The sequence below is a fragment of the Agromyces sp. NPDC058064 genome (assembly GCF_042885275.1).
Lineage (GTDB): Bacteria > Actinomycetota > Actinomycetes > Actinomycetales > Microbacteriaceae > Agromyces.
In genome coordinates this window covers 1,028,775-1,045,193 of the sequence record NZ_JBHVSE010000001.1, presented here as the reverse complement: position 1 = coordinate 1,045,193, position 16,419 = coordinate 1,028,775, and the positions used below count along the sequence as shown (strand labels likewise).

The 16,419-nt window shown below is 67.1% G+C and carries 14 protein-coding genes; 10 read left to right on the top strand and 4 right to left on the bottom strand.

Features of this window, described 5'->3' with window-relative positions; all coding sequences use genetic code 11:
- Positions 1–15 precede the first annotated feature (15 nt).
- Positions 16–720, bottom strand: coding sequence for a GntR family transcriptional regulator (locus ACFVSL_RS04865; RefSeq protein ID WP_386938966.1), 705 nt, complete (start codon positions 718–720; stop codon positions 16–18).
- Between the two features lie 202 nt (positions 721–922).
- On the opposite strand from ACFVSL_RS04865, the gene ACFVSL_RS04860 reads away from it, so the two are divergent.
- The 7 genes from ACFVSL_RS04860 to ACFVSL_RS04830 all read left to right on the top strand — a co-directional run bounded on the left by ACFVSL_RS04860 (position 923) and on the right by ACFVSL_RS04830 (position 7,657).
- Positions 923–2,203 (top strand): ABC transporter substrate-binding protein, encoded by a 1,281-nt coding sequence (locus ACFVSL_RS04860; RefSeq protein ID WP_386938964.1) that lies wholly within the window; start codon positions 923–925, stop codon positions 2,201–2,203.
- A 116-nt stretch (positions 2,204–2,319) separates the two neighbouring features.
- On the top strand, positions 2,320–3,168 hold the full coding sequence (locus ACFVSL_RS04855; protein ID WP_386938962.1) for a carbohydrate ABC transporter permease: 849 nt from the start codon (positions 2,320–2,322) through the stop codon (positions 3,166–3,168).
- Complete coding sequence (locus ACFVSL_RS04850) at positions 3,165–4,124, top strand: carbohydrate ABC transporter permease (protein ID WP_386938960.1); 960 nt, start codon at positions 3,165–3,167, stop codon at positions 4,122–4,124. The genes ACFVSL_RS04855 and ACFVSL_RS04850 overlap by 4 nt, the downstream gene beginning before the upstream one ends.
- A 194-nt stretch (positions 4,125–4,318) precedes the next feature.
- The gene (locus ACFVSL_RS04845; protein ID WP_386938958.1) at positions 4,319–5,410 is read left to right on the top strand and encodes an enolase C-terminal domain-like protein; all 1,092 of its coding nucleotides are present in this window, start codon (positions 4,319–4,321) and stop codon (positions 5,408–5,410) included.
- A gap of 42 nt (positions 5,411–5,452) precedes the next feature.
- On the top strand, positions 5,453–6,427 hold the full coding sequence (locus tag ACFVSL_RS04840; RefSeq protein WP_386938956.1) for an aldo/keto reductase: 975 nt from the start codon (positions 5,453–5,455) through the stop codon (positions 6,425–6,427).
- Positions 6,424–6,780 carry an L-rhamnose mutarotase gene (locus ACFVSL_RS04835; protein WP_386938954.1) on the top strand — a complete coding sequence of 119 codons (357 nt, stop codon included), beginning with the start codon at positions 6,424–6,426 and terminating at the stop codon, positions 6,778–6,780. The genes ACFVSL_RS04840 and ACFVSL_RS04835 overlap by 4 nt, the downstream gene beginning before the upstream one ends.
- A complete protein-coding gene (locus ACFVSL_RS04830; RefSeq protein ID WP_386938952.1) occupies positions 6,773–7,657 on the top strand; it encodes an amidohydrolase family protein in 885 nt (294 codons plus the stop codon). Before ACFVSL_RS04835 ends, ACFVSL_RS04830 begins: the two co-directional genes overlap by 8 nt.
- A gap of 824 nt (positions 7,658–8,481) precedes the next feature.
- Here the strand turns inward: ACFVSL_RS04830 and ACFVSL_RS04825 are convergent.
- Both ACFVSL_RS04825 and ACFVSL_RS04820 read right to left on the bottom strand, forming a co-directional pair.
- Positions 8,482–9,336 (bottom strand): alpha/beta fold hydrolase, encoded by an 855-nt coding sequence (locus ACFVSL_RS04825; protein ID WP_386938950.1) that lies wholly within the window; start codon positions 9,334–9,336, stop codon positions 8,482–8,484.
- Positions 9,337–10,616: 1,280 nt separating this feature from the next.
- Positions 10,617–11,252, bottom strand: coding sequence for a hypothetical protein (locus tag ACFVSL_RS04820; RefSeq protein ID WP_386938948.1), 636 nt, complete (start codon positions 11,250–11,252; stop codon positions 10,617–10,619).
- A gap of 296 nt (positions 11,253–11,548) precedes the next feature.
- Here ACFVSL_RS04820 and ACFVSL_RS04815 point away from each other — a divergent pair, with 296 nt between their 5' ends.
- Positions 11,549–12,340 (top strand): sulfite exporter TauE/SafE family protein, encoded by a 792-nt coding sequence (locus tag ACFVSL_RS04815; protein WP_386938946.1) that lies wholly within the window; start codon positions 11,549–11,551, stop codon positions 12,338–12,340.
- A gap of 92 nt (positions 12,341–12,432) precedes the next feature.
- Positions 12,433–12,870 carry a hypothetical protein gene (locus ACFVSL_RS04810; RefSeq protein ID WP_386938944.1) on the top strand — a complete coding sequence of 146 codons (438 nt, stop codon included), beginning with the start codon at positions 12,433–12,435 and terminating at the stop codon, positions 12,868–12,870.
- A gap of 69 nt (positions 12,871–12,939) precedes the next feature.
- Here the strand turns inward: ACFVSL_RS04810 and ACFVSL_RS04805 are convergent, their stop codons facing one another.
- Positions 12,940–13,857 (bottom strand): Ku protein, encoded by a 918-nt coding sequence (locus ACFVSL_RS04805; protein WP_386938942.1) that lies wholly within the window; start codon positions 13,855–13,857, stop codon positions 12,940–12,942.
- 82 nt (positions 13,858–13,939) lie between these two features.
- Here ACFVSL_RS04805 and ACFVSL_RS04800 point away from each other — a divergent pair, with 82 nt between their 5' ends.
- Positions 13,940–16,384: an ATP-dependent DNA ligase gene (locus ACFVSL_RS04800; protein WP_386938940.1), complete on the top strand. Its 2,445-nt coding sequence runs from the start codon at positions 13,940–13,942 to the stop codon at positions 16,382–16,384.
- Positions 16,385–16,419 lie beyond the last annotated feature (35 nt).

Genomic DNA, 16,419 nt, shown 5'->3' with positions numbered 1-16,419 from the left:
CATTCCGTCAGCTGCTCAACGTACGAGGTCGTGCAGCCGGGCCAGAGCCTTGTTCAAGTGATCCTTCATGGCTTGGAGAGAAGCAGTCGGGTCACCTGTCGCGATCGCCTCGAGAATCGCGCGGTGCTCTTCCCAGGCGTGTTCCACAGCGGAGGGACTGGACGAGAGGATGTTGTAACGGCCCATTTGCTCGAGGATCTCCTTGAGGTACTCCACGACCACGTCGTTACCCGCGCGGGTCGCAATCGCCATGTGGAACTCGATATCCGAGCTCCCGAGGCGCTGCAAGTTCTCCGGCGATCGTTCTTCGAGCAAGGAATCGGCCGTGTCACAGATCTGGGTGAGCCGAGCGGCGGCCTCGACGCCGGCGTGCTTCGCGGCTCTCGCCGCCGTCGGAGCCTCGATCATGAGTCGCAGGTCGAACAGTTGCTCCACCGTGCGTGAGTCGAGTATCGGCGATGCAGTGAAGCCGACGTACGGCTCCTTCGTGACCAGACCATCGGCTTCCAGACGGGCGAGCGCTTGGCGGACGGGCGTGTTGGACACGTGCAGTTCGCGAGCCAACCGGTCGAGGTTGAGCCGGGCACCGGGCGCGATCCGCCCCAGGAGCAGACTCTCGTGAAGGATCTCGTAGACCTCGTCGGCCAGTACCCTGCGTGACACGACTCGGGGGAGTGCGAGCTCCAGGTCCGGGTTGGCCGGGTCGACCAGTTCTGTCATCGAGGCTCCGTTCTCATGCACGATCAGCTGCCATTCCCACATCTTCGTGTTTGCGGCGGCCGTTCCCTTGACACTTTCGCGAGACCTGATGACGATAACAGGATCGTGTACGAAGTTTCTAGCCCGAACTTCGACGCGACACCGAGTAGAACCGATGAATCACTTTCGTCCCCCACCCCCAGCAACGAAAGGAAGCGTTTCAATGAAGAAGCTGCTAGTCCTCCCGCTTGTCGCGCTCGCCGTCTTCGGACTGAGCGCCTGCACCGGCGGAGGCACCCCAGAGGCGAGCGGAACTCCCGAGGTCTTGATCTGGGTCGATTCCGTGCGTGAGCCAGCCGCGAAGGCCTACAAGGAGTCCGTGTCTGGAGAGGTCGACGTCGACATCGAAGTGGTGGACACGACCGAACTCCAGTCGAAGATCTCCCTCTTCAACACCACCGGCAGTGGCTGGCCGGATGTGGTCTTCGCCGGCGCCCCCAATGACATCGCCGCGTGGGCGGAGCCGAGCAACGGTTATGCCGCGAACCTCACCGAGTTGGTCGACCAGAAGGTCTTCGACGACTACGAGGGAGCGAACGACTGGTGCCTGATCGACGGCAAGATGTACTGCCTCAAGAACGATCTGGCGCAGAGCGTGCTCTGGTACGACACGACGGTCTTCGAGCAGTTGGGCCTCACCGTGCCGACCACGATGGAAGAGTTCGCGGCCGAGGCCATGAAGCTCGAGGGCACTGGCTACGTGGCCGGCGCAATCGGGGACGCCAACTTCTACGCGAGCTACCTCTGGCCGAGCGGCTGCCCGATGTCGACGGTCACCGCGCCGAACGAGGTGCTGATCGACCCCGACGCCCCGGAGTGCAAGCGGGTCGCCGAGCTCGTCCAGCCCCTTGTCGACGCCGGAGTCCTCGACACGCGCTCGTCATTCGACGCGAGCTTCCTCTCCGATGTCGCGCAAGCAGGAAATGTCGCGATGTCATTCGGTCCTTCCTGGTTCGGTGAGTTCGTCATTCGACCCGAGAGCTCATGGGGGATCCCTGCTGGGCACATGACTGCTGCGCCGATGCCGATTTGGGATGGCGCCGATGTGAACTACTCAGGCGAGTGGGGCGGCGGAATCTGGGCGGTCTCGTCGCACGCCGAGTTCCCCGATGCCGCCGCCGACGCCGCTGTGTACATGGCTACCTCGCCGGACATCGCGAAGGACTCGGTGACCTTCCCGGGCTCCAAGCCCGCATACGAGGCCTGGGCGGCTCGAGTCAGCGGCGACGCGTACTACGCGGCCGATCCTGTCCCGGCAATGATCGAGCAGGCCAGCCGAATCAATACCACCGAGCACCCGGTTCGATTCGATATCTCGGGACAGGTCAATTCCGTGCTTCAGACCGAGCTGAACGCCGGCGCACCCGTCGATGAGGCGATTCGCAAGTTCCAGGAGTCGTTGATCCAGCTCGCCCCCGGATCCGGATACACCGTCGTCGAGTAAGAACGCGCCCTCCGGTCGGTACCCTACTGCCGGCCGGAGGGCGCCCTTCCAGAAAGGAGCGGTCGGCAATGGCGCGGACTCGCATCAAGCGGCTTGGGGCCGCCTCAGGGTTCCTGATGGCGACTCCCTACCTCGTCCTGATGATCGCATTCGGGATCGTGCCGGTCGTCCTGGCAGTAGTTACCTCCTTCAGGCCCTCCCTGGCGAACCCATCTGGCGGACTCGGCAACTACACCCTGGTGCTCCAGGACTTCCGGTTCCTCCCAGCGGTTGCCAACGTCGGCGTCTTCCTCCTGATCTACGTTCCGATCATGGTGGGAATGGTCGCCCTCATGTCGCTTCTGCTGGACACGATCCGTTCGCGCTGGACCGTGCCGCTCCGCGCGGCGTACATCGTTCCGGCCGCGATCTCGGGTTCGGTGTCGATCCTGGTCTGGTACTTCATGCTCGAGCCGACCTACAGTCCATACGGCGACGCCCTCAGGGCCCTCGGGATCACCGAAGGCACCCAGATCTGGAGCGCGGGCAACCTCACCGCGATCTTCGTGCTGATGGCATTCTTCACCGGCGCGGGCAACTGGATCATCGTCCAGTACGGGTCGCTCCAGTCGATCCCCGACGACATCCTCGAAGCTGCAACCATCGACGGTGCGAGCACATCCCAGATCGGCCTGCAGATCAAGCTGCCGCTGATCAAGAAGTACCTGAGCTACATGGCTATCCTGACATTCGCTGCAGGGCTGCAGATCTTCGTGGAGCCCTTCCTCATCTCCTCCACGGTCTATCCCGGCCTCGCCGATGACTGGTCTCTCAACCAGCTCGCATACTCTTTCGCGTTCAAATCGGCGAACCTCGGCGCCGCGAGCGCACTGTCCCTGCTGCTGCTCGTGGTGTGCATCATCGCGGCCCTGATCGTCGTCTTCCGAACGGACTTCTTCGAAGACGCGGGAGTGAGGAAGTCGTGACTGCCACCACGAAGCCGGAAGCCGAGCGTAGCTTCCAGAGGTCGGAGAGCCGTCCGATCGGGCGCACCGCCGCGCCTCACCGCAGAGCTGCCGGGCTCGTCGGGCGCGGGGCCGTCTGGGTCGCGCTCATCTCGTTCGGCATCGTGAGTGTCGTACCCATGATCTGGCTGGTCCTCGCCCCGTCGAAATCAGCCGCCGACCTCACCGGACTCAGCCCGTTCGCGTTCGGCTCGTTCGAACAGTACGGGATCGCGTGGCAGAACCTCATGCTCTTCCAGGACGGCCGCCTCCTGCTCTGGCTCTGGAACTCGATCTGGTACACGGCTTCGATCGTGGGAATCTCGTGCACGACCGCGGTCCTTGCCGGCTATGCGCTCGCTACTGCACCGATCCCATTCCGACGGACCATCCTGATCACGACGCTCGTCGCGATGATCGTTCCGCCGGTCGCGTTGGTGATGCCGCTGTTCATCGAGGTGACGGCGATCGGCATCTACAACACCCCGTGGGCGATCATCCTGACAAGCTCGTTCTTTCCATTCGGAACCTTCTTGGCCTATATCTACTTCGCGACCTCGATCCCGAAGGAATTGTATGAGGCTGCTCGGATCGACGGCTGCAGCGAGTTCGGCACCTTCGCTCGGGTCGCGCTGCCGCTGGCGAAGGGCCTGATCGGCATGCTCGCCTTCTTCAGTTTCACCGCTGCCTGGGTGAACTACTTCCTGCCCTATGTCTTGGTGAACTCGGGTGAGGTGCTCACCTTGCCGGTCGGCCTCGGCGTCCTGTTCAGCGCGACACCGGCACTGAACCCAGGCATGGGAGCAAGCATTCTGCCGATCCGCCAACCCGAGATCGCACTCGCGGGGTTGTTGGTAGCTGTCCCGATCCTCATCGTGTTCGTGGCTTCCTCGAAGTTCCTTGTGCGCGGTGTTCTCGCGGGTTCGGTCAAGAGCTGACGAGCGTGCTCCACGCCCAATTGACATGATCCGCCCCACCATTCCCCGTCTTCATGTTTAGGGCGACATCGTTCTTGACACTCTGCTCTCCACACGGAGACGATGGAGAGGTAATCGTGTACGAAATTTCCGACCCGAACCGTTCATTTCTTGCCGCGCAGCACCCTCGCCGGCCCCAAAGGAGTAATTGATCCATGCGCATCGTCAGTGTTGACGTCGTCCTCACCCACAATCCCGCTGTCGAGCCCGCATTCCGGTGGCGCGACGGGCTTCCAGGCTCCGAGGGCGCACACACGGGTGGCTGGCTCGCGATCCAGACCGACAGCGGATGCACGGGGTACGCCTACACCGTCCGAGGGACGATGCTCGCGGAACTCGTCGACCGGCGCCTGCGTACGGAACTGCTCGGCCAAGACGCGCTTCGGCGTGAATGGCTCTGGCAGAGGCTCTGGGATCTTCACCGCATCGAGACCTTCCCCAACTACGCCATCGGCCTCGTCGACGTCGCGCTCTGGGACCTCGCGGGCAAGGCCGCCGGCCTGCCTCTGCACCAACTCATCGGTTCGTACCGGGAGGCGATCCCTGCCTATGCCTCGACCGTCACCTTCGAGTCCGTCGAGGAGTACCTGGATGTGGCCGATCAGTGCCTGGAACTCGGATTCCCGGCAATCAAGCTGCACGTCTGGGGTGACGTCAAGCGCGACATCGAATTGGTATCGCGTCTCCGAGAGCACGTCGGCGACGATGTACCGCTGATGTTCGACGGCTCGGCTGGCTACGACCTGCTCGACGCGATTCGGCTCGGCCGAGTTCTCGCTGAGGCTGACTACCTCTGGTATGAAGAACCGATGCGCGAGTACAGCCTCACGGCGTACCAGCTGCTCGCGGAGAGTGTCGACATCCCGCTGCTGGTCGCGGAGGTCGCCGAAGGCGCCCACATGAGCACCGCCGACTTCATCCAGAACGGCAGCGCGAGGCTGGTACGCACGGGCGTCACGTTCCGGGGTGGCATCACGGGGTCACTGCGAACAGCGCACCTCGCCGAGTCCTACCTCATGCGTGCGGAAGTGCACGGCGGCGGACTCCCGAACACCCACCTCTGCATGTCGATCCCGAACACGACCTACTACGAGGCGCTTGTCGACTCCAATCCGATCGTGCGCCCGCGCGAGGTCGGCCCGGACGGCCTGGTCCGGGCACCCGAAGGCCCCGGGATCGGTTACGAGGCCGTGTGGGAAGCCGACGGCTGGCCTGTGGGCCTCGCACAGTTCGCGTCGGCGTCCTGATCGATGGGACAACTGCGAACTGGCGGGGAGGGGAGTAGACGCGTGACCCGATCGGATGACATCACCAGCGCAGAGCGCCTCGGCCCATTGGGGTTCGGCGCTGCGTCGATCGGCAATCTCTACCGGTCGGTCTCGGATGAGGACGCCCTCGGTGCGCTCGAAGCTGCCTGGGAGAGCGGGATCCGCTACTTCGACACCGCACCTCACTACGGACTTGGATTGTCCGAGCGTCGCCTGGGTGACTTTCTCCGCGCCCGGACTCGGGCAGGGGCCGTGGTCTCGACGAAAGTCGGCCGGGTGCTCGATCTGAATCTGGCCTTCACGGGAGGCGACGACCTCCACCACGGATTCGACGTTCCGGACGAGCTCGTGCGCCGATTCGACCCCAGCGAGGCAGGGATTCGCCGGAGCCTCGAGGACTCGCTCGAGCGGCTCGGCTTGGATCGTGTCGATATCGCGTACCTGCACGACCCAGACATCTACGACTTGGATCGCGGACTTGCAGAAGGGCTCCCAGCGCTCGTGCGACTTCGCGACGAGGGCCTCGTCGGCGCGATCGGGATCGGGACGAACGATGCCGGCGCGGCCGCACGGGCGGTCCGTGAGGGCGACCTCGATCTCGTGATGATCGCCGGCCGGTACACACTCCTCGAGCAATCCGCGCTCGAGGACCTGCTTCCGCTGTGCGAAGAGCGTGGCGTCGGGGTGGTTGCGGCAGCACCATTCAATTCGGGACTACTCGCATCGAGCGATCCCCGCGCCGGGGCCCACTACGACTACGCCGCAGCGCCGAAGCCCGTGATCGACCGAGCGCGCCGACTCGCGACGACCTGTCGCACGTATGGCGTCGAGCTCCCGGCGGCGGCGATCCACTACCCGCTCCGCCACCCGGCCGTTCGGACCGTCGTGGTCGGCTCCGCCCGCGCCACCGCCGTCCGCGAGAACGTCGACCGCGCAGCCGAGGAGATCCCCGAAGAACTCTGGTCAGCTCTTCGAAGCGACGGGCTGATCCCGTGAACCGAGCTGACGCCAAGACTCCCTCGACACCGGCCCGCTACGCATCCACGATTCGGCTCCGTCCGGGGCAGGAAGCCGAATACCGGCAGCTGCACGCCGCGGTTTGGCCTGAGGTGATCGAGCAAATCCATCGGAGCGGCATCCGGAACTACTCGATCTTCCTCCGCGATGGCATTCTCTTCGCCTACTACGAGTATGTCGGCGACGACCACGACGCCGACCTGGCGGCGATGGCCCAAGACGACAAGACGAGAGCGTGGTGGACCCTCACCGGCCCCTGCCAGCTTCCCATCGAGAGTGCGGGCCCAGACGAATGGTGGGCCGCGATGGGAGAGGTCTTCCACGTTGACTGACCGCATCGATGCACACCAGCACGTCTGGGACCTCGACGTCCGACCTCAGGGCTGGACCGAGGACCTCCCGGTTCTGAACCGGACCTTCACGTCGGAGGAACTCACGCCGCAGCTCGCCGCCGCGGGCGTGGATGGCACCGTACTCGTTGAGACGATCAACGTCGGCCCGGAGACATCCGAGCTGCTGGCCCTTGGGGAGACGCACCCGCATGTCCGAGGTGTCGTCGGATGGGTGGACCTCTCGGCCCGCGACGTGGTGGATCGCATCGCGGAGTTGCGCGAATCGCCAGGAGGGGAACGCTTGGTCGGCGTGCGCCATCAGGTGCAGGGAGAGCCGGATGCTCGCTGGCTGACCCGCCCCGCCGTGCTGAACGGGCTCAGGGCGGTCGCCGAGGCCGGCTTGGTGTTCGATCTGCTCGTGCTTCCTCACCAACTCGAAGCCGCCATCGAGTCGGTCCGACGCATCCCGGACGGCCGGTTCGTGCTCGACCACCTCGGCAAGCCCTCGATCGCCTCGGCCGCGATGGAACCCTGGGCATCCTCGGTCGGCGAGTTGGCCGCGGGCGAGAACGTTGCCTGCAAACTCTCAGGCCTGGTGACGGAGGCTGCACCGAACTGGAAGTTGGAGGACCTCGAGCCGTATGTGCAGCATGCACTCTCGGTCTTCGGCCCGGAGCGGATAATGGCGGGTTCCGATTGGCCAGTGTGCTTGCTTCGCGGCGAGTACGCCGAAGTCTGGGACACCAACGAGAGACTCGTGGCGGGTCTCTCGGTGCGCGAGCGTGATCAGGTGCTCGGCGGCACGGCTACTGATTGGTACCGTCTCGCGGGGATGCCCCGGCTAGCGCCTGATCGCGCGGAACGCAGGGAGGATTGACCGAACGATGAGTCCGCCTCGCAGGTGCCACCCACAAGCCCTGTGTTCCGGAAGCCCGATCGTCGGTTGGTAGGGAACCGTGTGGGAGGTGCCTGCTCCCCACTCCTCCTACGCGGCTCCGTGCCAATCGACGTTCTCCACAAGCGAGACCAACGACAGCTTGCCGTCCGCCATGAGGTAGTGCGCGCGGCTGCCCGTGCGGAAGGTGCACGGGGCGGCTGATCCCGCGGGTCGTCGCTCATGGCGACGAGGCCCAGGTGGGCTTGGGTGACCACAGATTGCCGAGTAGCTCGCGGCCCCATCACGATCGCTTCAGCTGGCCATGGTGCGTCGTTGTCCACGAACGGACGTACCTCCGGCCAACTCGGGCGAGCCTTCCCATAGCGGAGGTCCCGGTTGCCCTGAAGGAGCTACCGCAATGCCGCCGTCGCTCGCAATACCGCGCTCGAGGACCGTCCGGCAATCCCCGCGGTGATGAGCCGTGAACTGCCCGGACCGGCATCTTTGTGCGCGCCCGATCCGCTGAGCAACACGAGTGCAACCTGCAGCAACTCCGCAGAGCCCGGAGCCAACTCACGAGGATGGTGCGACCGATAACCTCCTCGAGAGGCACATCCTCACCGCGCGGCCTCTGGCATTCATGACCTGACGCTCACGGTGGATCGGATCTTCCGCGAGCTGCTCCGACGCCCCCTGGGTGGTGATCGCCGTCCGTGGCTCCGATACGAACATCCCGATCGTCGATCGCGTGCATCACCTGCACTCGCGGTCGAAGTCAGCCGCAGCACAGGTGTCCTCGCCAAGTCTTGAGTGTCAGCGGCATCTCACCCGATCACCCCGAGCTCGGCTAGCATCGCCGTGTCCACGTCCGTCCCGTTCTCGACAGCGTCGACCACGGCAAGAATTGCCTGGGCCGCGATGCCAGGCCCGTCACCGGCTCGCACACCGAGTACTCCTGGAATAGGAGCGAGCACGAGCGCCGCGTCGGTGAATCCGAGGTGTGCAACCCCGTCGACGATGACCCGGGTGGATCCCGCGGCGACGAGTTCGTCCGTCGCCGCGTCGTACGCGGGGTTGGAGTCAGCATCGCCTGCGACAAGCACGACCGTGGGAACCGCCCTGGAGACCGCGGGCGAACGTGGCATGCCGTCGACAACAACGACCCCGTCGAACCGGGTGTCGGCCTCGGCAGCCATCAGCGCGGCCGCTCCTCCGAGCGAGTGCCCGGCGACCACTGAGCGGGTGAAGTCTGCACTCGCGAGGGCGGGCGTGTCAGGCTGAAGAGCGACGAGCGCATCGAGCACCGCGCTGAGATCGTCGGCGCGCACGCGGGCAGATTGATCGGCATTCTCACGATCTCGCTCGTCATCACCAGTCGCGATGAGCTCGCTTCGTGCGACCGTGCCATCTGCGAGAGAAACGGCCGCGGCATCGTAAGGATGATCGACAGCGACGACGATCACACCGTGACTCGCCAGGTCAGCAGCCCACGATGAGGCCAACCATCGACTACTTCCGATTCCCGGGGAGAACAGCACGACAGGGAAGCTGCCCTCCTGCGGTGGTGCATCGACAACCGCGTGGCCGCGAGCAGCCCGCAATCCCGTGAGGACCCAACTCGGAACGCCGTATTGATCGGCAAGGCCGAAGATGGTTGTGTCGGCGTCCTTTGCAAGCAAGAGATCACCCTCGCCACCTGCCGGACTCCCGGGGTACCAAATCGTGGTCGGAAGAGAGCGTCGCGAACCATCTGCTGGTCCACCGCGTCCATCACGCGCCGGGTCAGTGAACGTCGCGGCCGCTACACCAACTTCAAAGCTTCCCGAAAGCGGAGGAACGAACGCCGGAGGCAGTCCCCACGCCGCGACGGCAACGAGCGCACTCGCACCAACCAACAGAGTCGATACCGCCACCCGTACACCCCGCAACAAAGTTCTTCGAGTGGCCCAGGCTGCGACGACGGCAACTGCAATACCAATTGCAGCAAGAGCCAATACCTGCCACCGAGGACCCTCCAACACCAGAGCCAGTGTCAAGAGAACAGCCGCAGTCGCGGCCAGGCTGAACGACAGCACCCTCGCACTCTTTCGACGGCTTACCGCCACAACAGCGAGCGCGGCAATAGCAGCGGCCAAAGCGATATCAATCCACGGCATCCAAACCTCCACAGGGTCACCGCCATCGTCAGCGATGGAAATTGTGTCCGCATCGGCCGCACGAATGACGCAGCATCGTCCTGGGGAATGACACTCAGGCGTGCGGGCCGGCCGACCTAATCCGTCGACCGAGGCGTTCTGCGCGCGAAGCAGCCCTGTCGACAGCGCGGTCCGAGCGACCGCGTCGGTTCGACGCGACACTGCCCTGGGCAGGCTGCGCCACTCCAGGGACTTCGCTTGGGGTACCCGTGTGGCATGACCTCGACCGGATCGACCGCGCGGACTGCAAAGATGCGTGCAAACGCATGGTCATCGGGCGCAGCGGCCGGATCGACTCCCAACTCCCAACTCCCGAGGGCCGGCCCGCGCCGCGGATGGGCTTCGTCTCGGCCGGTCACGCGACGTATCGCGCGAGGACACGTTCCGTCTGCTCAACGCGACCGACGATCAGGGCGGTACCCGCCGAACGGCGAGCTCCTTGACGCACTGAGAGACGGCGCGGGTCGAGACACGTCGCCTGATCGACGACGGCTCGGTGCCGGCTCAGCGAGTCGGCGCGAGGAGGCGCTGTTCCGTGCGCGCGATGCTCCCGAGAATGTCGCGTCGTCGCGGCATGCGCGGGCCACGATCAGTCCGCTCTGGATCGCCGCGACCGCGTCCACCGCGCGGTCGGCCGCTACATGCTCCGAACGATCCTCGCGCGACCACCTTCGATCCATCGAGCGATGCACGACGAGTGCGCCGGCCTCATTCCTCAACGAGCAGCTGGGCGACCGTGGAGTGCAGCCGCGGCATTCGCGCGATCACGGTCCGAACGGCGCCTGCGGGGGATCCGTGATCACGGGCTGCGGGTCGACCGGGGTCTTGTCCTCGTTCCAGAACACGGGCCCGTCCACCGGGAAGAAGAACATCGGAACCGAGTCGGGCCTCTCGGTCGCCGGCATCCGCCGCCATGCCTCGCTCGACATGTCGGGATCGTCGAACACCATCGCGTCGAGGGCGACGGGGTCACCCGGTGCGCACGTCGTGAGGGTCGTCACGTCGACCGTCTGCAGGTCCATCCTGACCGTGACCACCGCGCGTCCGACGGGGTCGCCCTCGGCGATCACGTTCCACTCCTCCTGATCGCCCTCCCCGAACACGTTGGTCTCGGGCTGCAGCGACAGGGATTCGAACGCCGCCACGGCGGCATCGCTGATCGCCTGCGGGTCCAGGTCATCCGAGGCCCAGCTGCGGCGGTACTCGAATCGGAACCCCTCGCTCGACGATGCAGTACACGCACCAGGAGCGGCACCGTATCCGCCGACCGGGACCGCCCACTCTCCGTCGTGGACCGCCGACAGCACCGAGTGCATCGCGTCCCACATGTTCGTGAACCGCTGTTCGCCGTCCTGGTAGAGCGCATCTCCCTCGGGCGCCTGCGCGGTGCAGCCGGTCATCGTCAACGCCAATCCGACGGCTACCGCCGTCATCGCCTGTCGCGCCCTGGCGCGTCGTTGCCCTGTCGTCATACTCGCTGCCTCCGGTAGCCCTCAAGAGACTGTTCCCCGGGATCGGACGCCACGCACCCTCCCATCGACTCCGTTCGATCCTATGAGCCGGTTGGAGTCGCATCACACGACGGCCGACAGCGAGGGACGGCCGGGGCATAATTGGGCCTGCGACGCCGCTGGTGGAGAATCCCGGCGTCCGCGAGCGCGTCCTGCCGCGCGCGGCGACCACGGAACCGGAATCGATGACCCAGAACCACCGCACCGCCTTCCTTCCCCTCGTCCTCGTCGGCATGCTCGGAGGGCTCCTCTCCGGGCTCTTCGGCATCGGCGGCGGCCTCGTCATCGTGCCGGCGCTCGTGCTCCTACTCGGGATGCCGCAACGCCTCGCCGCGGGCACCTCGGTCGCGGCGATCCTGCCCGCGGCCGCCGTCGGTGCGGTGAGCTACGCGATCCAGGGGCATGTCGACTGGGTCGCCGCGCTGCTGCTCGCGGCCGGAGTGGTCCTCGGTTCCCAGGTGGGCAGCGCGCTGCTCGCGAAGCTCCCGGTGCGCACCCTGCACTGGTTCTTCCTGGTGTTCCTCCTCGTCGTGATCGTGAGCCTCTGGTTCGTCGTGCCCCAGCGCGACAGCGAGATCGGCGTGACCTGGCTCTCGGGCGTGCTGCTCGTCGTCACCGGCTTCGTGACGGGCGTGCTCTCGGGCGTGCTCGGCGTCGGGGGCGGCATCATCGTGGTGCCGGTGCTGATGTTCTTCTTCGGCGCGAGCGACCTCGTCGCGAAGGGCACCTCGCTGATGATGATGATCCCCGGCTCGATCTCGGGCACGCTCGCGAACTGGCGCCGCAGGAACGTCGACCTGCGCACCGCGGCGGTCGTCGGCATCGCGGCGAGCGTGATGTCGCCGATCGGCACGGTGATCGCCGCGGGGATCGACCCGTTCTGGTCGAACGTCGTGTTCTCGGTCTTCCTCGTCTTCGTCTTCGCCCAGATGCTCGGCCGGCGCATCAAGGACGTCCGCTCCCGCCGCGAGCAGTGACCGGCGGCCGTCGCCGCCGCGAGCGGTGACCGGCGGCTGTCGGCGCCCCTCGCTACACTCGTCTGGTCACTGAATTCAGGGGGAACTGCACCATGCAACGAATTATCACTTCCACCGCGCTCGTCTTCGCCGGTGCACTGCTCTTCACCGGCTGCGCCACGAGCAGCAACGACGGCGGGACGGCCCAGGGCGGCGACGACTGCGAGGTCGTCCGCGTCGCCGTGCGCGACATCTCGAACGGCGCGCAGAACGCCATCCTCACCTCGACCGAGCAGGCCGCACTCCTCGAGAAGCTCGACGGCTACTCGGAGCGCGTCGACGAGCTCGACGAGCAGGCCGCCGACGACTCCGACCTCGCCGCAGCGCTCGACACGCTCCAGGAGAAGATCGAGGCCGCCGAGACCTACGCCGCGACGCTGCCGACCACCGCGACCGAGGACTTCGAGGCCGACGCCGACGCGCAGGCCGCCGCGACGGGCGACATCCAGACCGCTGCGGTCGCCGTCACCGAGGTCTGCTCGGCCGAGTAGTCGGGGCCTCCCCAGCACGCGAGCACGCGGCATCCCCTCGCGGGATGCCGCGTGCTCGCGTTTCAGCGGTCAGGCCGACTTCTTCGTCGTCTTCTTCGCCGCCGTCTTCTTGGCAGGAGACTTCTTCGCGGCGGGGGCCTTCTTCGCCGCCGGCTTCTTCTCGGCGGGCGCCGACTTCTCCTCGGCCTTCTTCGCGCCGCCCCCGCGCTTGGCGGCGATCGACTGGCGCAGCGCCTCCATGAGGTCGATGACCTCGCCGCCCTTCTCCTCCTCGGGCTCCTCGCCGAAGGTGGCGGCCGTGTCGAGCGCCTCGCCCTGCTCGAGCTTCGCCTCGATGAGGGTGCGCAGCTCCTGCTGGTACTCGTCGACGTACTGCTCGGGGTCGAAGTCGGAGACGAGGCTCTCGACCAGCTGCTTCGAGAGCTCGAGCTCCTTCGCCGAGATCTTCACGGGTTCGTCGAGCGATTTGAACTCGGCGGCGCGCACCTCGTCGCTCCAGAGCAGGGTCTGCACGACGAGCACGTCGCCCTGCACCCGGAGCGCCGCGAGGCGGGTCTTCTGCCGCAGCGCCATCTGCACGATCGCGGTGCGGTCGGTCGACTCGAGGGTCTCGCGCAGCAGCACGTACGCCTTGTTCGAGGCGGAGTCGGGCTCGAGGTAGTAGCTCTTGTCGAGCATGATCGGGTCGATCTGCTCGCTCGGCACGAACTCGACGACCTCGATCTCGCGGCTGCGCTCGGCCGGCAGCGCCTTCAGGTCGTCGTCGGTGATGACGACGGTGCGTTCGCCGTCGTCGTAGGCCTTGTCGATGTTCTGGTAGGCGACGACCTTGCCGCACACCTCGCACTTGCGCTGGTACCTGATGCGCCCGCCGTCCTCGTCGTGCACCTGGTGCAGGGACACGTCGTGATCCTCGGTGGCGCTGTACAACTTGACGGGCACATTGACGAGGCCGAATGTGACCGCCCCCTTCCAGACGGCTCGCATACCCCCTAGTACACACCCGGGGATGCTCCGTGGGAACCCCGGGCCTTCGACACGGCGGGCGCGAGGCGGCAGGATGGGGGGCATGGCCGATGGGGAGCGGCAACTCGTCGAGGTCGACGGCCGGCGGCTCAGGCTGACGAACCTCGACAAGGTCATGTATCCCGAGTCGGGCATGACCAAGGGCGAGGTGATCTCGTACTACGCCGAGATCGCCCCGGTCATGCTGCCCCACGTCGCCGGGCGCCCGGTCACGCGCAAGCGGTGGGTGCACGGGGTGGGCACGGCGGATGCCCCCGAGTCGCCGTTCTTCGAGAAGGCGCTCGCCGACCACGCGCCCGAGTGGATCAGGCGCGGCGTGATCGAGCACTCCGACGGGCCGAAGACGTATCCGATCGCGGGCGACCGGGCGACGCTCGTGTGGCTCGCCCAGCAGGCGGCGCTCGAGCTGCACGTGCCCCAGTGGCGCTTCGCCCCCGACGGGGCGCCGTCGAACCCCGACCGCATGGTCTTCGACCTCGACCCCGGGCCCGGCATGGGCCTCGCCGAGTGCGCAGAGGTGGCCCGGCTCGTGCGCGACCTGGTCGCCGGCATGGGCCTCGAGGCGATGCCGGTGACGAGCGGCAGCAAGGGTCTCCACCTCTACGCCGAGCTCGACGGCTCGCAGACCTCGCAGCAGGTGTCCGACGTCGCGCACGAGCTCGCGCGCGCGCTCGAGGCGGATCACCCCGAGCTCGTCGTCTCGAGCATGCGCAAGTCGCTGCGGGGCGGCCGCGTGCTCATCGACTGGAGCCAGAACAACGGCAAGAAGACGACGATCGCCCCGTACTCCTTGCGCGGCCGGCTGACGCCGACGGTCGCGGCGCCGCGCAGCTGGGAGGAGCTCGACGACCCCGGGCTGCGCCATCTCGAGGCGCACGAGGTGCTCGCGCGGGTCGCCGAGCACGGCGACCCCATGGCCGGGCTCGCGGATGCCTCGGGCTCCGGCCCGGGCCCGCTCGCGACGTATCTCTCGATGCGCCGCGAGGGGCGCACCCCCGAGCCGATGCCGAGCGCCCCCGGCGACGACCGGGCGGGGGAGGATCCGCGGTTCGTGATCCAGGAGCACCATGCGCGGCGACTCCACCACGACCTGCGCCTCGAGCGCGACGGCGTGCTGAAGAGCTGGGCGGTGCCGAAGGGGGTGCCCGAGGGCTCGGGGAAGAACCACCTCGCCGTGCAGACCGAGGACCATCCGATCGAGTACCTGACGTTCGAGGGCACGATCCCCTCCGGCGAGTACGGCGCCGGGTCGATGACGGTGTGGGACACCGGCACCTACTCGGTCGAGAAGTGGCGCGACGACGAGGTCATCTTCACCCTGAGCGGGTCGACCGGCGGTCCGCTCGGGCGGGTGCGGCTCGTGCTCATCCGCACCGACGGCAGCGGCGAGAAGAGCACGTGGCTGCTGCACCGGATGAAGGACCAGCAGCACACCGCGGCCCCCGCCGCCGACCGCACGGCGACGGTGACGGCGCCGACGCGCGCGACCCCGTCTCGACCTGCGGCGATCGACAGGCCCATGCTCGCGATCCCGGGAACGCTCGGGATGCTTCGCGGCGAGGACTGGGCCCTCGAGTGGAAGTGGGACGGGATCCGCGCCATCGCCCGGGTCGAGGCCGGCGGCGTGCGGCTCCTGAGCCGCAACGGCATCGACGTCACCGCCCGCTACCCCGAGCTGCATCACCTGCCCGAGCTGGTCGACGGCGACGCCGTGCTCGACGGCGAGATCGTCGCCCTCGACGCCGAGGGTCGTCCCGACTTCGGCGTCCTCCAGCAGCGGATGGGGCTCACGAAGCCGCGCGAGATCGCGGCGGTCGCGGCATCCGTGCCCGTGCGCCTGCTGCTCTTCGACGTGCTCGAGGCCGACGGCGAGTCGCTCGTCGACGAGCCCTACCGGGTGCGCCGGGCCCGCCTCGAGTCGCTCGTGCGCCCGCGCAGGGGCGTGCCGGTGGAGGTGCCCGCGCCGGCGACCGGCGACCCGGAGACCGCGCTCGAGGAGAGCCGGATGCTCGGCCTCGAGGGCCTCGTCGCGAAGCGCCCCGGCTCGCCCTACCGGCCGGGCGTGCGCTCCGACGACTGGCTGAAGCTCAAGCTCACCCGCACGCAGGAGGTGGTCGTCGGCGGCTACCGGCGCGGGGTCGGGAGTCGCGCCGGGCTCATCCGCTCGCTCCTCGTCGGCATCCCGGTCGACGGCGGCGACCTCGCCGAGGGCGCCGGCCTCGAGTACGTCGGGCGCGTCGGCTCGGGGTTCCGGGAGCGCGAGCTCGAGCGGCTGCGCGCGCGGCTCGACGCAGCGACGCAGGCCGACCCCCCGTTCGTCGAGGTGCCCGCGCTCGACGCCGTCGACGCCGTGTGGGTGCGCCCCGAGCTCGTCGGCGAGATCGAGTTCAGCGGGTGGACGGGCACGGGCGTCGCCCGGCATCCGCGCTGGCGCGGGCTCCGGCCCGACAAGTCGCCCAGCGAGGTGCGTCGCGACGACGACGGGTGATGAACGGCCCGTCAACCCCGTTGAGGCCGTTCGGC

Bases quoted from the DNA above. Each gene is read 5' to 3' on its own strand.
- ACFVSL_RS04810 (WP_386938944.1), top strand. From the start codon at position 12,433: ATGCAACGAATTATCACTTCCACCGCGCTCGTCTTCGCCGGTGCACTG.
- ACFVSL_RS04800 (WP_386938940.1), top strand. From the start codon at position 13,940: ATGGCCGATGGGGAGCGGCAACTCGTCGAGGTCGACGGCCGGCGGCTC.
- ACFVSL_RS04845 (WP_386938958.1), top strand. From the start codon at position 4,319: ATGCGCATCGTCAGTGTTGACGTCGTCCTCACCCACAATCCCGCTGTC.
- ACFVSL_RS04815 (WP_386938946.1), top strand. From the start codon at position 11,549: ATGACCCAGAACCACCGCACCGCCTTCCTTCCCCTCGTCCTCGTCGGC.
- ACFVSL_RS04855 (WP_386938962.1), top strand. From the start codon at position 2,320: ATGGCGACTCCCTACCTCGTCCTGATGATCGCATTCGGGATCGTGCCG.
- ACFVSL_RS04820 (WP_386938948.1), bottom strand. From the start codon at position 11,252: ATGACCGGCTGCACCGCGCAGGCGCCCGAGGGAGATGCGCTCTACCAG.
- ACFVSL_RS04865 (WP_386938966.1), bottom strand. From the start codon at position 720: ATGACAGAACTGGTCGACCCGGCCAACCCGGACCTGGAGCTCGCACTC.
- ACFVSL_RS04860 (WP_386938964.1), top strand. From the start codon at position 923: ATGAAGAAGCTGCTAGTCCTCCCGCTTGTCGCGCTCGCCGTCTTCGGA.
- ACFVSL_RS04805 (WP_386938942.1), bottom strand. From the start codon at position 13,857: ATGCGAGCCGTCTGGAAGGGGGCGGTCACATTCGGCCTCGTCAATGTG.